Source organism: Azonexus sp. (genome assembly GCF_036170495.1).
Classification (GTDB): domain Bacteria; phylum Pseudomonadota; class Gammaproteobacteria; order Burkholderiales; family Rhodocyclaceae; genus Azonexus.
Map to the genome: position 1 here is coordinate 1 of NZ_JAVHPH010000040.1, position 18,319 is coordinate 18,319.

24 protein-coding genes are annotated in these 18,319 nt (G+C 57.4%); 16 read left to right on the forward strand and 8 right to left on the reverse strand.

Annotated elements, in window-relative coordinates; translation table 11 throughout:
- Window positions 1–562: hypothetical protein (locus tag ADADOO_RS01470; RefSeq protein WP_511274389.1), on the forward strand; the 562-nt coding region annotated here is incomplete at its 5' end.
- Between the two features lie 222 nt (window positions 563–784).
- On the opposite strand, the gene ADADOO_RS01475 is transcribed toward ADADOO_RS01470, so the two are convergent.
- The 3 genes from ADADOO_RS01475 to ADADOO_RS01485 are packed head-to-tail and all read right to left on the reverse strand — an operon-like array spanning window position 785 to window position 1,798.
- Complete coding sequence (locus ADADOO_RS01475) at window positions 785–937, reverse strand: type II toxin-antitoxin system HicB family antitoxin (RefSeq protein ID WP_511274390.1); 153 nt, start codon at window positions 935–937, stop codon at window positions 785–787.
- A gap of 13 nt (window positions 938–950) precedes the next feature.
- A complete protein-coding gene (locus tag ADADOO_RS01480; protein ID WP_511274391.1) occupies window positions 951–1,157 on the reverse strand; it encodes a hypothetical protein in 207 nt (68 codons plus the stop codon).
- A complete protein-coding gene (locus ADADOO_RS01485) occupies window positions 1,154–1,798 on the reverse strand; it encodes a hypothetical protein (RefSeq protein WP_511274392.1) in 645 nt (214 codons plus the stop codon). The genes ADADOO_RS01480 and ADADOO_RS01485 overlap by 4 nt, the downstream gene beginning before the upstream one ends.
- 139 nt (window positions 1,799–1,937) lie before the next feature.
- Between ADADOO_RS01485 and parA the strand changes: the two genes are divergently transcribed.
- From parA to ADADOO_RS01505, 4 genes are all read left to right on the forward strand, one after another.
- Window positions 1,938–2,570: a ParA family partition ATPase gene (gene parA, locus ADADOO_RS01490; protein WP_511274394.1), complete on the forward strand. Its 633-nt coding sequence runs from the start codon at window positions 1,938–1,940 to the stop codon at window positions 2,568–2,570.
- A gap of 32 nt (window positions 2,571–2,602) precedes the next feature.
- A complete protein-coding gene (locus tag ADADOO_RS01495; protein ID WP_511274395.1) occupies window positions 2,603–2,821 on the forward strand; it encodes a plasmid partition protein ParG in 219 nt (72 codons plus the stop codon).
- A 34-nt stretch (window positions 2,822–2,855) separates the two neighbouring features.
- Complete coding sequence (locus tag ADADOO_RS01500; RefSeq protein WP_511274397.1) at window positions 2,856–4,016, forward strand: replication initiator protein A; 1,161 nt, start codon at window positions 2,856–2,858, stop codon at window positions 4,014–4,016.
- A 1,316-nt stretch (window positions 4,017–5,332) separates the two neighbouring features.
- A complete protein-coding gene (locus ADADOO_RS01505) occupies window positions 5,333–6,244 on the forward strand; it encodes a DNA-binding protein (RefSeq protein WP_511274399.1) in 912 nt (303 codons plus the stop codon).
- A 110-nt stretch (window positions 6,245–6,354) separates the two neighbouring features.
- Here ADADOO_RS01505 and ADADOO_RS01510 read toward each other — a convergent pair whose 3' ends face one another.
- The 5 genes from ADADOO_RS01510 to ADADOO_RS01530 all read right to left on the reverse strand — a co-directional run bounded on the left by ADADOO_RS01510 (window position 6,355) and on the right by ADADOO_RS01530 (window position 10,305).
- A complete protein-coding gene (locus ADADOO_RS01510; RefSeq protein ID WP_511274400.1) occupies window positions 6,355–6,582 on the reverse strand; it encodes a hypothetical protein in 228 nt (75 codons plus the stop codon).
- A gap of 87 nt (window positions 6,583–6,669) precedes the next feature.
- Entirely contained in the window at window positions 6,670–7,350 is a 681-nt protein-coding gene (locus ADADOO_RS01515) for a hypothetical protein (protein ID WP_511274402.1), read from the reverse strand.
- A 60-nt stretch (window positions 7,351–7,410) separates the two neighbouring features.
- The gene (locus tag ADADOO_RS01520; protein WP_511274403.1) at window positions 7,411–8,148 is read right to left on the reverse strand and encodes a hypothetical protein; all 738 of its coding nucleotides are present in this window, start codon (window positions 8,146–8,148) and stop codon (window positions 7,411–7,413) included.
- 2 nt (window positions 8,149–8,150) lie between these two features.
- Window positions 8,151–9,944, reverse strand: coding sequence for a type IV secretory system conjugative DNA transfer family protein (locus ADADOO_RS01525; RefSeq protein ID WP_511274404.1), 1,794 nt, complete (start codon window positions 9,942–9,944; stop codon window positions 8,151–8,153).
- Window positions 9,934–10,305, reverse strand: coding sequence for a conjugal transfer protein TraD (locus ADADOO_RS01530; protein ID WP_511274405.1), 372 nt, complete (start codon window positions 10,303–10,305; stop codon window positions 9,934–9,936). Before ADADOO_RS01530 ends, ADADOO_RS01525 begins: the two co-directional genes overlap by 11 nt.
- Before the next feature lie 465 nt (window positions 10,306–10,770).
- On the opposite strand from ADADOO_RS01530, the gene mobQ reads away from it, so the two are divergent.
- The 11 genes from mobQ to ADADOO_RS01585 all read left to right on the forward strand — a co-directional run bounded on the left by mobQ (window position 10,771) and on the right by ADADOO_RS01585 (window position 18,182).
- On the forward strand, window positions 10,771–12,246 hold the full coding sequence (mobQ, locus tag ADADOO_RS01535) for a MobQ family relaxase (RefSeq protein ID WP_511274407.1): 1,476 nt from the start codon (window positions 10,771–10,773) through the stop codon (window positions 12,244–12,246).
- Between the two features lie 51 nt (window positions 12,247–12,297).
- A complete protein-coding gene (locus ADADOO_RS01540; protein ID WP_511274409.1) occupies window positions 12,298–12,735 on the forward strand; it encodes a hypothetical protein in 438 nt (145 codons plus the stop codon).
- Between the two features lie 9 nt (window positions 12,736–12,744).
- Window positions 12,745–13,035 (forward strand): hypothetical protein, encoded by a 291-nt coding sequence (locus ADADOO_RS01545; RefSeq protein WP_511274411.1) that lies wholly within the window; start codon window positions 12,745–12,747, stop codon window positions 13,033–13,035.
- Window positions 13,036–13,039: 4 nt separating this feature from the next.
- Window positions 13,040–13,438, forward strand: a complete 399-nt coding sequence (locus ADADOO_RS01550) for a hypothetical protein (RefSeq protein ID WP_511274413.1) — start codon at window positions 13,040–13,042, stop codon at window positions 13,436–13,438.
- Window positions 13,435–13,776: a hypothetical protein gene (locus ADADOO_RS01555; RefSeq protein ID WP_511274414.1), complete on the forward strand. Its 342-nt coding sequence runs from the start codon at window positions 13,435–13,437 to the stop codon at window positions 13,774–13,776. Before ADADOO_RS01550 ends, ADADOO_RS01555 begins: the two co-directional genes overlap by 4 nt.
- Window positions 13,773–14,264: an HAD domain-containing protein gene (locus ADADOO_RS01560; protein WP_511274416.1), complete on the forward strand. Its 492-nt coding sequence runs from the start codon at window positions 13,773–13,775 to the stop codon at window positions 14,262–14,264. The genes ADADOO_RS01555 and ADADOO_RS01560 overlap by 4 nt, the downstream gene beginning before the upstream one ends.
- A gap of 124 nt (window positions 14,265–14,388) precedes the next feature.
- Window positions 14,389–14,958, forward strand: coding sequence for a recombinase family protein (locus tag ADADOO_RS01565; RefSeq protein WP_511274418.1), 570 nt, complete (start codon window positions 14,389–14,391; stop codon window positions 14,956–14,958).
- A 9-nt stretch (window positions 14,959–14,967) separates the two neighbouring features.
- Window positions 14,968–16,437: an Eco57I restriction-modification methylase domain-containing protein gene (locus ADADOO_RS01570; RefSeq protein WP_511274420.1), complete on the forward strand. Its 1,470-nt coding sequence runs from the start codon at window positions 14,968–14,970 to the stop codon at window positions 16,435–16,437.
- Window positions 16,434–17,393 (forward strand): BsuBI/PstI family type II restriction endonuclease, encoded by a 960-nt coding sequence (locus ADADOO_RS01575; RefSeq protein ID WP_511274422.1) that lies wholly within the window; start codon window positions 16,434–16,436, stop codon window positions 17,391–17,393. Before ADADOO_RS01570 ends, ADADOO_RS01575 begins: the two co-directional genes overlap by 4 nt.
- A complete protein-coding gene (locus ADADOO_RS01580; RefSeq protein ID WP_511274424.1) occupies window positions 17,393–17,953 on the forward strand; it encodes a mobilome CxxCx(11)CxxC protein in 561 nt (186 codons plus the stop codon). Before ADADOO_RS01575 ends, ADADOO_RS01580 begins: the two co-directional genes overlap by 1 nt.
- A 10-nt stretch (window positions 17,954–17,963) precedes the next feature.
- Complete coding sequence (locus tag ADADOO_RS01585) at window positions 17,964–18,182, forward strand: hypothetical protein (RefSeq protein WP_511274426.1); 219 nt, start codon at window positions 17,964–17,966, stop codon at window positions 18,180–18,182.
- Window positions 18,183–18,319 lie beyond the last annotated feature (137 nt).

Sequence of the window (18,319 nt, forward strand, 5' to 3'; positions counted from 1 at the left end):
GAACAGCCAAGTCCACCCGCAAGGGTGGATTTCTCTTTTGATCGCGCCGGAACATGAAGAGCGGGCAAAGCAGATGCGGGCCGAGCGTGACCGCCAGTACGGGAACATCTACACCGAGGCCGCCACCGATGAGCGATGGGTGGGCGACCTGGGCGAGATGGTTTTTAACTCGTGGTTCAAGCACGAGGGCATTCAAGGCTTTGAGTGGGTGCTGGACGATGCTGCCGGTCAGCCTGACTTCGTGACGGCTCTGAATATTCGAGTCGGGGTCAAGACCGTGAAGCGCCAGGTTCCGCCCCGCGAGGACTACACCGCCCAAATCACGGCCCGCCATGCAGAGGAACCCATCGACCAGTTCTTTTTCATGAGCTACGAGCTAGCCAAGCGCCGAATGTGGCTGCTGGGCGGCATCGGCCGCGAGTTTTTCCTGCAGGAAGCCCGCTACTACGGGGCCGGTGAATGGGTGCATGCCAACTACCAGATTCGGCAGGGGCATGAGATTTACAACATCGAGATCGCCAAGCTGACCCCGCCCAGGGACTGGATCGGTCAGGTTACTTAGCTCTCTTCGAGACTAGCCGCAAGGCGCTATAATTGAGTCAGCAATCTTGAGCTTCAAACTGAATACAAGACAACAAGCAGACGCCCGATCTTTCGAAGGGGCCGGGCGTCCGAGTTGGTCTTGACGCCCACATGGATTTACCGTGATGGGTAAAAACGCCGGCACCCCCGGCGTTTTTTATTTGGTAGGCACCCGATCAATATCTTGGTTATGGGTTGGTTCTTACGAATCCTCGAAGTAAAGCTCCAGAGCCTCTTTCAAAGCGGCTACAGCTTCTGCTTCGGTAGCACCGTCGCTAGCAACTTCAACATCCAAACAACGAGCCACAAAAGCATCTTCTTCTTGAACCACGACGTAATTAAGTTTGCATTCCATGATGATGGGTATGCTAGCCGCTAAGGCGCTGTAATTGAGTCAGCAAACCCAGCCAGCTTGTGCGCCCATGGGTGCGGTCGGCCAGCCTTAACAAGTCTTCGCCCAGGGCTGCCATCCCGTCCTGGGCGGAGCCATGAAGCTCGATATAGCGTGCGGCCAACTCGGCCAGGTCGTCATTCAATTCGTGCTGTTTTGTGAGCATTTCAGCGTGCATGGTCATACCGGATCATCCCAGTCGACAAATGCCAAGCGCAGCGCATGCGCGACTAGATCGGCCTCCGGATACATGGGCCATCGTTTCTTTTCGGCTGGCGGTGCGAACTGCGGCAGAACTACCGACTCATCTATTGATTCGTAATCACGATCACGCGCCAGCTCAAAGCGCTCGATGTCATCGGGCTTGGTCAGTAACAGATATTCGGCATCTAGCTGTAGATCGCGACGCGGGCGGCCTGGCTTGGCTTTCTCTTCGCCGAACCCCGCCGCATCAAGTGATTGTAAATACAGCCTGGCTGCCTTATTCGCCAGTGTCGGCGCTGCCGGCTTTGCGCCGGCCTGTAGTGCCTGGCACGCATAGGCAAGCACCGGCACTGCATGCCGCAAGCACCAGCGCCGCAGTGCGACCTTCTCTTGATACTGTCGGTCATTTGCAAACTCCCACCAATCGCGCTGCTCGTCCGGTGTTAGTTTTTCGGCAAGGTCGGCGGGCAATTCATCGGCCCAAAATGGCGCAGAGCCAATCACGACTTGTCGAGCGCGCTTTGCGTCGGCGTCATAGCTATAGCGCAGCAGCGAGACATTGAGCGGCACACTCTGCCGGCCCTGTGCTTTGTCGTCTCGTAGTCGAATGCGAATTTCCATTGTTTTTTTTCGTGGTTATGGACTGGGTTCCATACTATCAGCCATGGCTATGGTTGACAACATGCGCGACGGTGTTAAAATGTAATTGAGTAATTGATTCATTGTGCGTAGCATCAAACCATCAAAGGGAGAAAAGCACATGCAAGTAATCGCTGTTCTGAATCAAAAAGGCGGGGCCGGCAAGACGACCATCGCAACCCATCTGGCCCGCGCTTTGCAGCTTGGCGGGTCTGACGTGCTGCTAGTCGATAGCGACCCGCAAGGCAGCGCCCGCGATTGGGCGGCCGTCCGCGACGATCAGCCGGTGCCTGTCATCGGCATCGATCGGCCGACAATCGAGCGTGATCTAAAGAGCGTAGCCGCTGGCAAAGACTATGTAGTGATCGACGGCGCGCCCCAGGCCGCCGACCTGGCCGTGTCAGCGATCAAAGCCGCGAATTTCATCCTGATTCCCGTGCAGCCAAGCCCCTACGATATTTGGGCGACCGCTGACCTGGTTGATTTGGTCAAGCAGCGCATCGAGGTCACGGATGGCAAGCTCAAAGCGGCTTTTGTTGTGAGCCGTGCAATCAAAGGCACGAAGATCGGCGGGGAGGTTGTCGACGCACTGACCGGCTATGGCCTGCCGGTGCTCGATGCTCGCATCACTCAGCGCGTGAGCTATCCCAGCACGGCCGCCACAGGCACGACGGTCAGCGATGCCGAGCCGGACAGCGAAGCTGCCCGCGAAATCATGGCCCTGGCAAACGAAATTAAGCAGTTACTCAGTTAATCAATTAAGCAACAACGCAGGAGAGTAAAAACATGAGCAAACTTGGACTGAGCGCCGGCCGCCCCAGCGAAACCAAAAAAGCGGCTGCACTGGCAGCGGTGGCAAACGACAAAGGCCCGATGGTGCGGGTCAACTTTGAACTTGAGGAAGCCGAGCACCTCAAGCTCAAAATCTATGCGGCCAAGCAGCGCCGCAGCATCGCGGAAATCATGCGCGAACTGATCGACAAGAACATTCCGGCTCAGGGTTGAGTGATTGAGTTGATGATGTGTTGAGGGCTTGTGTATGACAGCAGATAAGTTTGATCCGGAGTTGTTTAAAACAATGTCGTTTGACTTCGACGACCCAGAACCGCCTCACGATCCCGGCAAGTTGATCCGGCATCTGCAAGCCTATCATCGCGATCTGTCAGAACAGATACTCGAATGTAATAGGCAACTGTCCCGACTTGAGGTCGCAGATAATGACGAGGGCAAGGCCCTGCGTCAGCGTGTTGCGGATCTACAGTTCAGGCGCGAAGAGATCGATGCTGATCTGCAGACTGAGATTAGCGCCATTCCGGCCTCGAAAGAGGGCAAAGAGCACAAAAAGGGGTTAATCCGCCAACGTCACCCGAACCGCGATTTTTTCCTCGCTGACCTACTTGATTACGCGATAAAAGACGATGGCGTGACGATGGAAGCGCCGATCTACACATTGTCTACAAAACCCGATTTAGATATCTGGGAGTGGCGCAGCAAGGACGGCAACAAGTACGTCAAAGTTACCCCGTCGGTCTTGGGGCGGGCCACCGTGAAAGACAAAGACATACTCATCTACGTCGTGAGCCAGCTCATTGAAGGACTCAATCGTGGGCGCGAGGACGCGCAGAACAGAACCGCTCGATTCACTGTTCACGACTTTCTCGTAACAACAAATAGAGGTACGAGCGGTGATGACTATGATCGGCTACACGAATCGTTCGAACGCTTACGCGGGACGTCAATTACGACTGATATCCGTACTGGTGGTGAGCGTGTCAAGGAAGGCTTTGGCATCATCGATAAGTGGAAGATCATCGAACGGTCGAAAACCGACGAGCGGATGATTGCTGTCGAAGTAACACTCTCGGAATGGCTCTACAACGCCGTTTCAGCATTCGAAGTGCTGACGATTCATCCGGATTACTTTCGTCTTCGCAAGCCGCTTGCACGTCGGCTGTACGAGCTAGCTCGCAAGCACTGCGGGCATCAAGCCTCATGGGCGATAGGGCTTGAGTTGCTGCGGGATAAGTCTGGTAGCAAGTCGAGTCTGAAAGAGTTTCGCCGCATGGTTCGAGACATCGAGACAGACAACAGCTTGCCGGAATATCAGCTCATGCTGAGCCGGGACGACAAAGTAACTTTTTATGTGCGCGACACAGCCAGATTGGTCCGCAGTATCAACAAGCGACCCGGCGGAGTTTGATACGTGGTTTCACCCACCTATCGTGGTTTCACCCCCACGCCTGTGAATTTGCACGTGGTTTCACCCACCAAAACCTGTGAATTGATACGTGGTTTCACCCACCGCCACTATCGTGGTTTCACCCACCGGGCACCTTTGCAACTCTTTGTCATATAAGCATTTTTTGGATTATCCACAGCCCGTAACGCGCGCGCGCGCGTTTTTAACTTTTTTAAAGTCTTTAACGCCTGGCATTCCCGACCGAAAAATTCACGTTCACCGACCAGGGCAAGGGGCACCCCTCCGGGGTTCCCCCGGCTTCGCCGGCCCCCCCTCCCCGTCAATCGTGGCCCTTCGGGCGAGGAAGAATAGACCCGTCCAGCTCAACCGTCAGCGCCAACACAACCAGCTCACGGCAGGGAGAACGAAAAAACATGGGTAAAACATACCCGTAACTCAAACGGCTACCGCTGCGGCAGGCGGGCGTCCGCCTGCCTGGAACAAGGGCCGGACCTAGGCCCGCAACAAACGCGGGCCAAGTCGCCGTAAAGCCTGTCTGCCGCGCCCTTCGGGCTTGCAGCCATTTACGGCGCGCCTGTGGCGTCCGGCGTAGGAATTTAAGCGTGGGTAGGTCTGCACGAAAGGAAGGGCAAACCGCCGTTGCTGCTGGCCTTGGTTTCATTCTGCATCTATGCGAAAGCTGCCGGCAGGCCCGCCAGCGGCACACACCGCCGCCTCGATCCCGCAGCCCAGGCGAGGACAGCGAGGCGGCCGACAAGCCGCCGCAGCGCAGCGCAGGGGAAAGGCGCGTCAGAAAGGGCGCTGGCGTGACAGATGACCTACGGCCATCGAGCCTTGGCTTTCTTTCCGGTCGCAAATAGTCGCCGCCGGCCTCGTTTTCAGGGCCGTGGCGGGATTTTCTCGACCATCCCCGATCCTCGCGCTGTCCGAGGCGATAAAAACGCGCCTGCGGGCCTTTCTGGCCGGCCGCTCGTAGGTCATCGTCACGCCGGCTCGTGGTTTCACACACGGTCATAAAAGGCGCTTTAGAGACCCAAAAGGTTTTTTTGCAGGCCATCGCCGTCTGGCGGCTGCTGCTGGGAGTCTCGGAGTCGCTGACCGAAAGTAACCCAAGAAAGCACCACTGACCCGCAACGCAGACACCTAAGCCGACAGCACGGCTGCTGCTCCGGCTTTTTCATGCTCATTGTTTGATTGTCACGACCTGGCGCGCAAAAATATTTTTGCTGTATCGCTTGCGTATCGTATAGTATCGTACTAAAATATCGTATCAATACAGCAATACGATACGTTAATACGATATAGGAGATTCGATCATGGCACGCCCAGGAGTAACTTACGAGCAAGTAGCCGCCGCCGCTGATGCGCTTTTGGCCCAAGGTCGGCAACCGACTATCAAAGCCGTCCGCGAAGCATCCGGCGGGTCGCCGAATACGGTGCACAAGCACCTGACCGCCTGGCGGGCGTCCCGGCCGCAGGCTCAGGTAACGGCACGCGAACTGCCGGCCCGGATCATTGCTGCTATCAACGAGGAAATCGAGCAGGCCACGGCCGAGGCGCGCGCAGCACTCGAAGAACAGTTAGTACAGGCCCAGGCCGAAGCCGCAGAACTGGCGACTGCTGGCGAAGTCCTCGAAATCCAGTTGGCCGATCTGTCCGAGCAAATGGCCGAGATTGCGACCGAGCGCGACATGTTGGCCGGCAAGGCCGGCGAGCAGGCCGCCGAGATTGAGAAGCAGCGCGAACAGATCAAGCGCGAGCAGGAAGCCGCCGAGGCCGCCCGCGTCGATCTGGCTACCGCACGCGTGAAGATCGAGCAGACCGACGCCCGCTTGTTAGAGCAGGCCACCGAACTCGACCGGCTGCGCGCCATGTTGGAGAAGTCCGACCAGGCGCGCCAGGAAGCCGCCCAGTCGGCTGCCGTGTTGGCCGCCAAGCTGGAAGCATCGCAAGCCCGCTGCGTCGAACAGGAAGCCCGTGCCGAGCGCGCCGGGCAAGCACAGGCGAAGGCCGAGGCCGAGCGCGACCAGGCGCGGCAGAGCATCGAAACAGCCCGCGACCAGGCGCGGCAAAGTATTGATGCCGCTACTGTTGCGGCTGCTGCAGCCCGAGAGGAAGCCGCTACGCTTCGCGGCCAGGTGGAAGGCTTGAAGCTGTCAAGCATCGCCCAGCCCGCGCCGGCTCCTGAGCCAGTGGAGGCGAAAGCGGCTGCGAAGCCGAAAAAATGAAAATTCCGGAGCACGCAGCCGCCAAGCTGGCCGATCTACGAAAGACGGCCGACACGCTTGACTATCTGGTGCTCAACGGGGAGCTCGGCGACGGGGAGGCGTTTGTTCTGTCAGGGATGGCCAGGGCCATCCGGGCAGATGTTGTCGCGCTTGAGTTGGAATTGTGGCGCGCTACTGGGTGCCCTGACGAGGAAGCAGAACGGCCAGGCCTGTTTCATTGATCGCACAAGCCCGGCGGCCACGTCATGGATGATGAAGATAATCTGGATCATGACGATATAGACAACGAAGGGCATCACGCACAGCAGAATTGTCGCGAGTATCAGTTGCATGTCCATTGGGTGCTCCATCGTCGATGTTTTAATGTAATTGAGTAATCGCGCAATTGATGCAATGAATCTATCATCAATTGCGCGATTCCGTGATTACTTACGCGGCTTGATCGTCTCGCCGATTGTGCCATTGTCATTATTTTGACACTGATAATCGGTGTTGCAATCCGATCCGATCAGCTTGCCGCCGGTTGCGTCCCACAACTTGCCGACGCGGGTTTGCAGCGCAGTGGCCTGCGCTGCGATCTTGTCAGTCGCAGTCGGGCTTGCTGCCGTCGACTGGACCTGCTCGGGCGACAGAAACTGGCAAACATCGTTTTTGCAGACGCTGCGCAGGGCGATCTGCTCGGATTCGGCACCCGCCGGGTGCTTTGTGCGTACCGACGCGCTGAACCGCGCGCCCGGCTTCGGCACAAACGGGATCGTCTCGCCGTGCAGCAACGCAGTGCAAATCGGTTGTCCGGTTTTTGTGCTTGCCCATTCCCATGCCACGCCGTGAGCTTGGACCACCGCCGACTGCATGCCGCCTACTTGGGCTGTCCAAATTTGAAAAGTCGCGAAGGTCGCCGGGCACGGATCTGTCGCGCCTTTTCGTGGAATGAGTCCGATCAGATCCCCGCCGGCCGGCACGATCATCAGCTTGTCAACTTTGCTCGGAAGCGCCAGCACCGGAGTGAGTGCGGGCAGTTTGCTATCGAGGACGGGCAGCGGCATCTGTGCGCAAGCGCTAGCAGAGAGGACAACCAGGGCGGCGGTAAAAATGGTGGTTTTCATTTGTGCAACTCCTTAATGTATAAATGCAGAAAAGCGGATTTACTCAATTGATGCGAGGCGTTAGCGCTCAATAATTGGGATTGCGTAATCGACAGCAGAGCAGGCTTCGCCGCGTGGGCAGGACACCCAAAAGGTTTTTTCGCTTTGCTTTGCGAATCGCGGAAAAACGACTGTCATCCGCCAGACGCCGGCCGGCAGTAACACCCGGCCAGGCGCTGACGGCTGATCCGGTCCAGTGATCGAGATTGCGGACGTGTAGCTAGTCCGATCAGCAGTTGGGCGCATCGTCAATTCGGCAGTCAGCTTGCTTGATGCCGGCCCATTGAATGTCAAATAAGCTGGTTCCTCGGCCGTTGCACACGGGGTCCTGGCCGGCATGCAAGCGAGACGAAACGACAAGGTGTGTGCCGAGGCACTAAAGCCCACGTCCCACTTTGGCATGTAGCCGTTTCCCGACTCCATGTCTGTGCCGTCGTTGCGTCCTTGCCCCTGTGGCGCTGGCGCTGCTACGGGGGCCGGCTTGGGCTGTGCTGCTGGGCGCGGTTGAGGCCGTGCGGGGCCGACGCCAATCTGATCCGACACGTCACGCATGCGCTGCGTCCAGCCACTTTTGTGTGCTTGCCATGCCGCCTCTGGCCACGTCGTCAGCAGCCCGACCGATACGCCCAGCAGGAGCCCGGCGATCAGGCCATCGCGCGCAAAGACCAACATCGAGCGGCCCATTTTTCCCGTGAGCGAGTCGTCGACAAAAACCCAGTTGTGCTCGCGGCGTGCAGCCGCAGTTTTGATCCAAGCCATTTCTAGTCCTTCACATAGAGCGGTTGCATTTGGATGACTTCGTCCACGGCCCTGTCGCCGATATTGCCGATGAACAAACCGTAGTCAGTCGAGAGCCGGCGGAAGTCGTTTGCATCGAAAAGCTGCTGCCGCTGGATCGATGTCGACTCGCTGTAGCTTTGCCCGTTGCTCGTTGAGACGTTCCCCGCCGGCCCGGTCAAAGTCATCACGCCGGCGAAGGCTTCGCCGAAAGAGTTTTGGCCGCCCTGCCGCCCGGCGCTGTTGCTGACACTTGTGCTGGTGCCATCGCTTGTCGATGTGATGAGCACATCGACTTGACCGAGCAGGCGTTGCACCATGCTCATCGTGGCGTCGTCTTCGGTCCGGAAGACGAGCCGCTGCCGGAAGTTTTGCAAGATCGCATCGGCGGTCTGTTTTGATCCGACCGCCTGCAGCAGAGACGAGACGCCCTGCATGCTGACGATGCCGAAACAACCTGCCGATCTGGACTTGTCCCAGAAATCGGTGTCAGTGATCGAGTCGGCGATGGCCTGGTACTCGTCGCACACGAAAGCGACGGGGGTTTCTTGATTCAAATCTTTGCGCGTCCGGCGCTCTCGGATCAGCGACATAAAACGCAGCTTGATCAGCATGTATGCGTACCTCGCGCCCTCTTTCCCAAAAAGAGTCATTGGCAGCGACACAAAGTAGATTGCGCCGTCGAGCAGGGCTGTTAGATCAGCTTCGCCTTCGGCCTCTCCGCAACTAAAAGCATCAACCAGGTCCGGGTGTGAGAACGGCGAGAGCACTTGCGAGACAGTTGTGTTGATGTTCATCAACATTTTGTCGTCGAGCGCGCCGTGAACATTCATAAAATAGTTGCCCACCGCTTCTGCGAGTCGATACTGCCTTCGGTCGAACTCGGAACCTTTTTCAAGCATGCGATTCATCAACGCGTTTCGCTTGTCGGCGGAGAAAACTACGTCGTAGATTCCGACCAATGAATAATCGCCGTCTGCGAGCATGATCAGCGTCAGCGCATTGCGACAAAGCTCAACAGCTTGATCGACGAAAAACGCGCCATTTCCGCTCGCCGATCCGGCAGCGATAAAGCAGCTTTTGAGATAAGACGCGGCCAGTTCGGGCGTTGTGCCACGGATCAAGTTGAGCGTCATCCCGCCGTGGCCGACCGTCAGATATGAGCGGCCCGTCAGCTTTGCGATGAAATCAAGCTCGCGGTCAAAGTCACTTTTGATGTTGAAGATCAGCGCGCCGGCCTGTTGCTCAAAAACTTGCTTGAGCAGTGGGTTGATTGCTCGCGTTGTTTTGCCGCTGCCGATGCCGCCGAAGATGATTGTGTTCTTGCAACAATCTTCTTTGCTCGCGACGATCTCTGTGCCGACTTCGAGGCCGCCGACGTGATCACGCGAATACAGTTCGCCCGTCGAGCGGCCGAACAGCAGACCGGCGAATGTCTTGTCCGCTGGCACGCCGGCCTCCGGCGTTGCTGATGCCTCTTCTGCGACTGGTGCCGGTTCGGCTGCTGCTGCAATAGCGGCTGCTCGTTTTGCGTCAAAGTAGCTGCGCGCAAAGAAGTACACAAAGCCGCCGACGAGGCCCAGAGGAAGGGACCACCAAAACGAAAAGGCGAGTCGGCCGAAACTGTCGGGACGCTGTTCCCAAAACGGCGAGACACCGAGATACATGCCGCCGAATGCGCCTGCCCAGAAACAGCCGATCAGTCGAACCCACAATGCACCCAGCGCGACCGAACCATTTTCAGAGTCCGGCGATTTGTCGTTGCGGTCATACCACATGATTGTTTGCCCCTTCGGATTGCGCCGCCGCAGACTTCTGATTGATCTCTGCTTGCATCGCTAACAGATGATCGCCACGGGCTTTTGCACGAGCAGTAAATGCGTCGCCCTGGTCGCTTTTGAGCTTGTCGACAACATCGAGCAGCGCGCCGAGCAGAACGCCTTTATCCAGATCGGCGAGGCCGGCCAGGGCGACGAGTCCGCCGTGCTGAATTTTTCGCCGTGTCTCTTCTTGCCGGGTTTGTGCTTTGAGCGCCGCCCGTTCACGCGCTGCGAGTTGCGTGGCCTTTGCTTTTAGCTGCTTTAGCCGTTCCTCGCTTTCGCGAATTTTTTCATCAAGTGTTTTGCGTGCCGCTGCCATTTCTGATCATCCTTGTTTGGTTGTAACGCAATCAATATTAAGACGGTTATCATCCATAAGCAAGGCTGAGTAAGTGTTTTTCGTGGTGCGTTGTGTTTCTGTTGTATTTCATTTTATTGTCTCTATGGCTCGTTATTTTGCCATCTGTTGTGGTTTGTGCCGACATTTTGCGGGGTGTGTGGTGCCATTAAATGCGTGTTTTCGTGTCCATTAAATGCGCGTTTTGTTATCATTTAGGCATGTGGACATTGATGACATTTGGGGCCGGTGGGGTTTCACGAAGGGCGCACTTAACGCAAACCCTTCGGGTTTGCCGTGCGGTCAGGGGGCTTTGCCCCCGACACCCCCAGCAGGAGCCGGCGGCCCCTGCACCCCGCGCATTAGATGCGTCGGCTGTGGTTATCAGTTGGCCCTGGCCTGTGCCGCTCGTTGGCGGCTGGCCGGTTGCCGTGTCGGTCTGTTGACATGGCTATCTATCACTTGAGCGTCGGCATCATCAGCCGCAAAGCTGGCCGGTCATCGACCGGCGCAGCGGCCTATCGAGCCGGCGAGCGTGTTGTCGACGAGCGCACGGGTGATGAGCACGATTACACGCGTAAGCAGGGCGTCGAAGATACGCAGATCGTCATGCCCTCCGGTTGCACCTGGGAACCGTCGCGTGCCGAGTTGTGGAATGCCGTCGAGCACAAGAACAAGCGCGCTGACGCACAAGTGGCTAGAGAGTTTGAGGTGGCATTGCCCGCCGAGTTGCCGGCGAGTGCTCGAAAAGAGCTTGCGGTCGAATTCGCGCAGACGATTTCGGATCGGTACGGCATTGCCGCCGATGTTGCGATACACGCACCGAGCCGGAACGGTGACGAGCGAAATCATCATGCACACATACTCACAACGACAAACAGGGTTGAGCAGGATGGGAGGCTGGGCAACAAGGTCCGGGAGTTAGATGCCGTTGCTCATGACCGCTGCGCCACTAATCGCGACAAACCCAACGAGGTTGAGCAGTTGCGCGCCGATTGGTCCTCGCTGACAAATCGCTATTTAGAGCGTCACGGTTTAGAGCAACGTATTGACCACCGTAGTTTGTCGGATCAGCGCACTGCTGCCCGCGAAATTGACGACCAGGACAAAGCCCGTGACCTCGACCGTGAGCCGACCCGGCACATGGGGCCAGCAGCGACAGCAATGGAGCGCGGCAAGCCGCTTTATCGCAACGGTCAAGAGGTCGAAGGAGAGTGGAAGACGCCGCCGAAACGTAGCGAACTGGGCGACGTTAACCGGCGCATCGAACTAGCTTCACAGATCGGCAAGATACAGCGTGAGAAAGAGCACGTAGGCCGCTCAATCATCGACACCGAAAGCAGTATTGCCGATGCCAAGCGAGAGCGCGATGGCTTCCGCGATTACCTCGCTGACCAGCGCGAAACGGCGGGGTCGCGCGGCACCGGAGGCGACCGGAACCGGCACGACAAACCCGACCACATTGCCGCCGCGATCAAGGGCTATGCCGCGTATGCAGAGCCTCGCCCCGCTCCGCTAGAGCGCGAGCGCGACGCGCCGCAAATCATCACCGACCCGAGTGCACAAATGCGCCCGAGCCTGCGCGAGCGCTTTGGTCATCTGATTACACCACCCAAGCAAGAATCACCAACCCGCCTCGACCAGCCTGGCCGGGCACCACAAAAGGAGCAGCAAATGTCACAACTCGTTGGCATGCCACCCGCACAACCAGGGCGCGACCAGGGAGCCGCTTTGCGTCGCATCGAGCAGCAACAGCAGCAACAAGAACAGCCGAAGCCGAAGCAAGAGCAAGATCAATCCCAGCGGCAAGAGCAGCAAAACCAACTGCAACAAATCGCGGCCAGGATGGAACAAAACCGACTTGAGCGCGAGCGCAAACGCCAGGAACAGGAGCAAGAGCGCGGCCACGGATTAGACCGTTAATCGGCACCAATAAGATGACAATCTGTCGGCATTTTTTTAAAGGATGATTTCATGAACAGCCAAAACAAAGCAATCCACGAAACCGACGCCGAAGCCGTCGCGGCTTGGGTGTATCAGCAAACGGGCGAATCGCTGCCCACAGATTTGTACGCTGAATCACTCACAACAGCGGAGGCGATCATTACTGCGTGCCGTGTGCCAGTCTTGGTTCCCGACCTCTGGCCCATCTCGAAACTCGAATTGCTGTATTTGCCTCCGGATGACGTTCAGCCTGGGCCTGCCGTCGCAGCCAATTTTTCCGGGCAGATAGACCGCGCCGTGTTGCGCGCAATCGGCCGCGCTATTCGTCATGCGTTTGAGTCGATGTACGACGACGACTGTGACATGCTCAGTTTCGAGCTAGACAGCGGCGCAACGATCTATATTTTCGTGCCAGAAGCCCGCGAAACGGTTGTCGAAGCGGCCGGCGTTACCCTGCTATCCGAGTGAGGCCGCGCCATGCCCAAATACTGGATTTTTGACGCTGACGCTTGCACCTTCGAGCGTTGCGACAAACAAGCCGCCCTTGATGCAGACATGCCCGTAATCGTTAGTGACGGCGACGTGCATGTGCGGATCGACGGCGAGTCCCGGCGCTGGCCGAGTGGCGAGACGCTGACCGTGGCGGGTGTGCAATTCGACCGAGAGGCCTTCGAGGATGCGGTTTCACAGATGCATCTCTTCATGCAAGCCGCAGTGCCGGTGGCCGATCTGGAAATCAAAGCGCTCATTGACGACGAGCGGGATTGACTCGATGAAAAAGGATCTCGTTGAGTCATTATGTTTGCGCTATCCGCTGATTTTCGCAGGTCGGCCCGGTATTGCCTGCGGAGACGGCTGGTTCGACCTGCTCGACGTACTTTGCGAACGTCTGCAGGATTGGACGGATCACAACGGAGCACCGCAAATTGTCGCCCACCAGGTGAAGGAAAAATTCGGAGAATTGCGCTTCTATCCGCGAGATGCCAGTCAAGAACAGCGGGGCATGATTTGGATGGCTGAAGCTATGTCATCGCGTATTTGTGAGCGGTGCGGCCGACCAGGCACGCAGCTAGTTGCAGGGGCACTTATGACTCGCTGCCCAGATCATGCGCCGGCAGATGCTATGCCGCGTGCCGAATTTTTGGCTAAACAGGTTGGGCGAAGATCATGACCCGCGACGAACTAATCGCCGCTGTGCCAGTGCATTACCAAGACGGTCGCCCCTATTTTGTTGCCCTGGAAGAAATCCCAGAGCCTTGGTGCGAACAGTTCTGGGGCGCTTTGTATGGCTCCCAGTGTCCAGTCGTGCCGGGTGTGGAGCGAGCAGCCTATGCCTGGGATTGGAACAGTTGGGTCACTGACAGTTGGTACGGTGGGCGCAACGGGCCAACAGGACTGACTGACGGAGGTGCGGCCGATCATGCATCGCCGGGCACTAACTGCCGCAACGTCTCGCCAGTCGAGGAAGCCTTCATTCGCTCACTTCTTGATATAGAGAGGAAGCCGTGATTCTGTTCCTCGATTTCGATGGCGTCTTGCATCCAGACGCTGTTTATCGTGAGCGCGGCCGGCCTGTACTGCGTGACCAGGGAGAACTTTTTATGTGGTCCGGGCTGCTGATTGATGCGCTGGCCAGCCGCCCGGAACTGCGGATCGTGTTGAGCACATCCTGGGCGCGGGAGTTTGGTTTTTCCCGTGCCCGCCGGTATCTTCCGCAGGCCCTGCGGTCCCGTGTCATCGGCGCAACTTGGCACAGCGCTATGTTGCATGATGCCGATTATCGACCGGGGAACTGGTGGGAGCAGGCTACGCGGCATGAGCAAATTAACCGATGGGCCAGCCGCGCAGCGGTGCATGACTGGATCGCGATTGATGACCAGCCGGAAGGCTGGCCCGATGCCGAGCGAGGCCGACTAATACAGACAAACTCAGCGACGGGATTGTCTGACCCCGCCGTGCTTGATCGGCTGTCCGGCCTACTGCGAGTTGATGTGTGAGCGTTTCAGCGTGTCCAGAAAACGACCGTTTTCTGAACAGTCTGCAGGGTCTCTATTTTTCATGCCTGGCAGCGTGCAAAGTCGTTAAGATAGCCGTCAATTTTTCTATGTTCCGGTACTGTCAATGAATCAACGCATTGGATACGCCCGTGTTTCGACGGACGACCAGCACCTAGACCTACAGCGCGACGCGCTTAAGCAGGCAGGGTGCGCGCTGATCTACGAGGAAGCGGCAAGCGGTAAGAATGTGGCACGTCCGGAGCTTGAGCAGTGCCGGAAGGCTCTCCGGGCCGGTGACACCCTTGTAGTGTGGCGGCTGGATCGTCTCGGCCGCAGTCTGCCCGACCTGGTGCAGATCGTGGCCGACCTTGAGCAGCGTGGCGTGCACTTCGAGAGTCTGACCGAGAAGATCGAGACCGGCAGCGCAGCCGGCAAGCTGCAATTTCATGTTTTTGCGGCGCTGGCTGAGTTCGAGCGTAGCTTGATCCGGGAGCGGACGCAGGCCGGGCTGGTAGCAGCCCGCGCCCGAGGCAGGGCCGGAGGCCGCAAACCGAAGTTAGACGAGCAGCAAGTGCGAGAGATCAAAGCACTGTTGCGCGATCCAGATATTAAGGTGGCCGAGGTTGCGCGCCGTTATTGCGTGTCCAGAACCACCCTTTACAAGCACGTCGGCGTCATCACGCCGCGTCAATGAGGACTTGGGATGCTCCAACAACTAGACACCGCAGATAGCGTGCGCCGCGAGGTAGCACCCCGTACGGCGCAGAAACACAAGGCCGAGTTCGGCCAGTTCATGACGCCATCCAGCGTGGCACGCTTCATGGCCTCCCTGTTTCCTCCCAGTACCCTGCAGACTTGCCGCCTACTGGATGCCGGCGCGGGCGTTGGGGCTTTATCCTGCGCTTTTCTCGACCGCTGGGTGACAGCCGGTTTTGGCTTTGAGTCCATCGAGGCGACAGCCTACGAGATCGACGAGAAGCTGCGCGGCCACCTTGCCCAACACCTAGCAGGATACAGCCGCGTAATCCCTCGCATCATTGCGGGTGATTACATTGAGCAGGCCACCGCCGAAGGTCTGCAGGATCGAGGCTATACCCATGTGATCCTCAATCCGCCTTACAAGAAGATCAACAGCAGATCAGAGCACCGCCTGGCACTGCGCTCTGTCGGGATCGAGACGGTAAATCTGTATTCGGCCTTCGTGGCGCTGGCCGTGGCCGAGGCCGCACCGGGGGGCCAGATCGTGGCGATCATTCCGCGTAGTTTCTGCAATGGGCCGTACTACCGCCCGTTCCGTGATTTCATCCTTGAGCGGGCAGCGATCCGCCATATGCACCTCTTCGACTCGCGCAGCAAGGCATTCAAAGACGATGAAGTGCTGCAAGAGAACATCATCATTCGGCTTGAGCGCGGCGGCCAGCAAGGGCCGGTGACGATCACGACGTCAACCGATGACAGCTTCGAGGACATAGCCACGAACGAACACCCGTTCGAGCGGATCGTGTTCCCGGATGACCCTGAACGGTTTATCCATGTGCCTACTACGACCGACAAAAGTACCATCGAGCTATCGCCAGGCGTGCGCTATACCCTGGCCGATCTAGGTATCAAGGTATCGACCGGGCCTGTTGTCGATTTTCGCTTGAAAGAGCAATTGCGCGACATGCCAGAGGATGGCACCGTACCGTTGATTTATCCCGGACACCTGAGTATCACCGGGACGGTGTGGCCCGTACCAGGCTTGAAGAAGCCGAACGCGATCCTGCGCAACGACACGACCGAAAAGTGGCTTTATCCGAACGGGTTTTATTGCGTGGTGCGGCGCTTCTCATCGAAGGAAGAAAAGCGCCGCGTGGTGGCGAGCGTGGTTGATCCTACGGCCTTTGGCGACCATACCGTGCTGGGCTTTGAGAACCACATGAACCTCTTTCATGAGAACAAGCGCGGCTTGCCTGAGTTGCTGGCCAGAGGGCTGGCCGTCTTCCTAAACACGACGGCCGTAGATGAGAGCTTCCGACGCTTCAACGGCCACACGCAGGTCAACGCAACCGACCTCAAGCTGATGAAGTACCCCAGCCGTGAGGCGCTGACCATGCTTGGACAGTGGGCCAAGCAGCATAGCGAAATCACGCAGGAAATGATTGATGAACAATTTGGGAAACTGACTGCATGACAAACAATAAAGACAACATCGAGGCGGCGCACCAGGTCATTATTTCGCTTGGTCTGCCGAGGGCACAACAGAACGAGCGATCAGCCCTTTCTTTGCTGGCGCTGTTGAACCTCACGCCAGGCAAAGCATGGGCCGATGCCGAAAACCCACTTGTGGGCATCACGCCGATCATGGATTGGGCGCGGGAACACTACGGAAAGGCGTACGCCCCGAACACCCGCGAAACGTTCCGTCGTCAGACCATGCACCAATTCTGCGACGCTGGCGTTGCCCTCTACAATCCGGACAAGCCAGATCGGCCGGTGAATAGCCCGAAGGCGGTCTATCAGATCGAACCCGCTGCACTGACCCTGTTGCGTAGCTTTGGCACTCCTGCATGGCATGACAACCTCACCGCCTATCTGGCCGGGTGTCAAACACTGGTCGCCAAGTACGCCAAAGAGCGCGAGCATAATCGCATCCCGGTTGAGATTGCACCGGGCAAGGAAATCACCCTCAGCCCCGGCGAACACAGCGAATTGATCCGCGCCATCATCGAGGACTTCGCGCCCCGTTTTGCACCTGGTAGCGTACTGGTCTATGCCGGCGACACTGGCGACAAGTGGGGCTACTTCGACGCCGCCCTGCTGGCCGGGCTGGGGGTTGATGTGGATTCACACGGCAAGATGCCCGATGTGGTCTTGCACTTCGTTGAGAAAAATTGGCTGTTACTGGTGGAGTCCGTCACCAGCCACGGCCCGGTCGATGGTAAGCGCCACGCCGAACTCGCAAAGCTGTTTGCGGGGTCAAAGGCGGGACTGGTCTATGTGACCGCATTCCCGAACCGGGCAATCATGGGCCGCTACCTTGGTGAAATCGCTTGGGAGACTGAGGTGTGGGTGGCTGATGCACCGTCCCACCTGATTCACTTCAATGGCGTGCGCTTCCTTGGGCCATACCCCGTGGAGCAAAAATAATGGCAGACCATGATTTTGTGAAGCGATGCGCTGATAAGGAAATCTATGCTTTCGGCACGGCATACATCTTTGAAATGCGCTCGCAATCTCTACGATTCAGACTGCGTATTCTCAGTTTCCTATCCCTAGTAGTTCCACTCAGCGTTGGTGGAATTGCTATGGCCTCTGCGGATACAAAGCTTCTCCCGGTAATAGTCACAATCAGTGGACTGCTAAGTATTCCATTGTTTGTTATGGCGTTATGGTCCCTTGTTTTTAGATGGGAAGAGCGTCTTGCAGCTTCAGAACACGCATGCAAGACAAATACAGGGTTAAAGAATCGCTGGGAAGATTTGGCGAGATATGCGGGCACAGACGCCGAGGAAAAATTTGCTGCATTGCTTGAGCGAGATCGAGAACAAGAACAGAGCGATGTGATGCAAGGTGTTTCCGCAAAAGATAAGCGACGCATGATGAGGGCCAGCCTGATCCAATATCGCCGAAAATGTGCCACTTGCGGAGTCAAGCCGACATCCATGTCTGCAAACGGTTGTTCGTGTGCCACTTGTGGCGATTTTTAAGGGGGAATGTATGAGTGATAAAGCAAAGCTTGTTTTGGCCGTGTGGTCATCTCTGACAGATGCCGAAAGAGACGAGGCGGTAAAGCTGTTAAATGAGTATCAAAACGGAGATGAAAAGCGCCGCAAGGAACTGGCGCTGGAATCGATTAATGAAGCCAGCACGGTCCGAAAATCCTTGTCTATGAATTTCGGACCATTAGGCGGCGGATGCCCATATTGCGGGAAGTGAAGTAAATGACGAACAGCCAAGTCCACCCGCAAGGGTGGATTTCTCTTTTGATCGCGCCGGAACATGAAGAGCGGGCAAAGCAGATGCGGGCCGAGCGTGACCGCCAGTACGGGAACATCTACACCGAGGCCGCCACC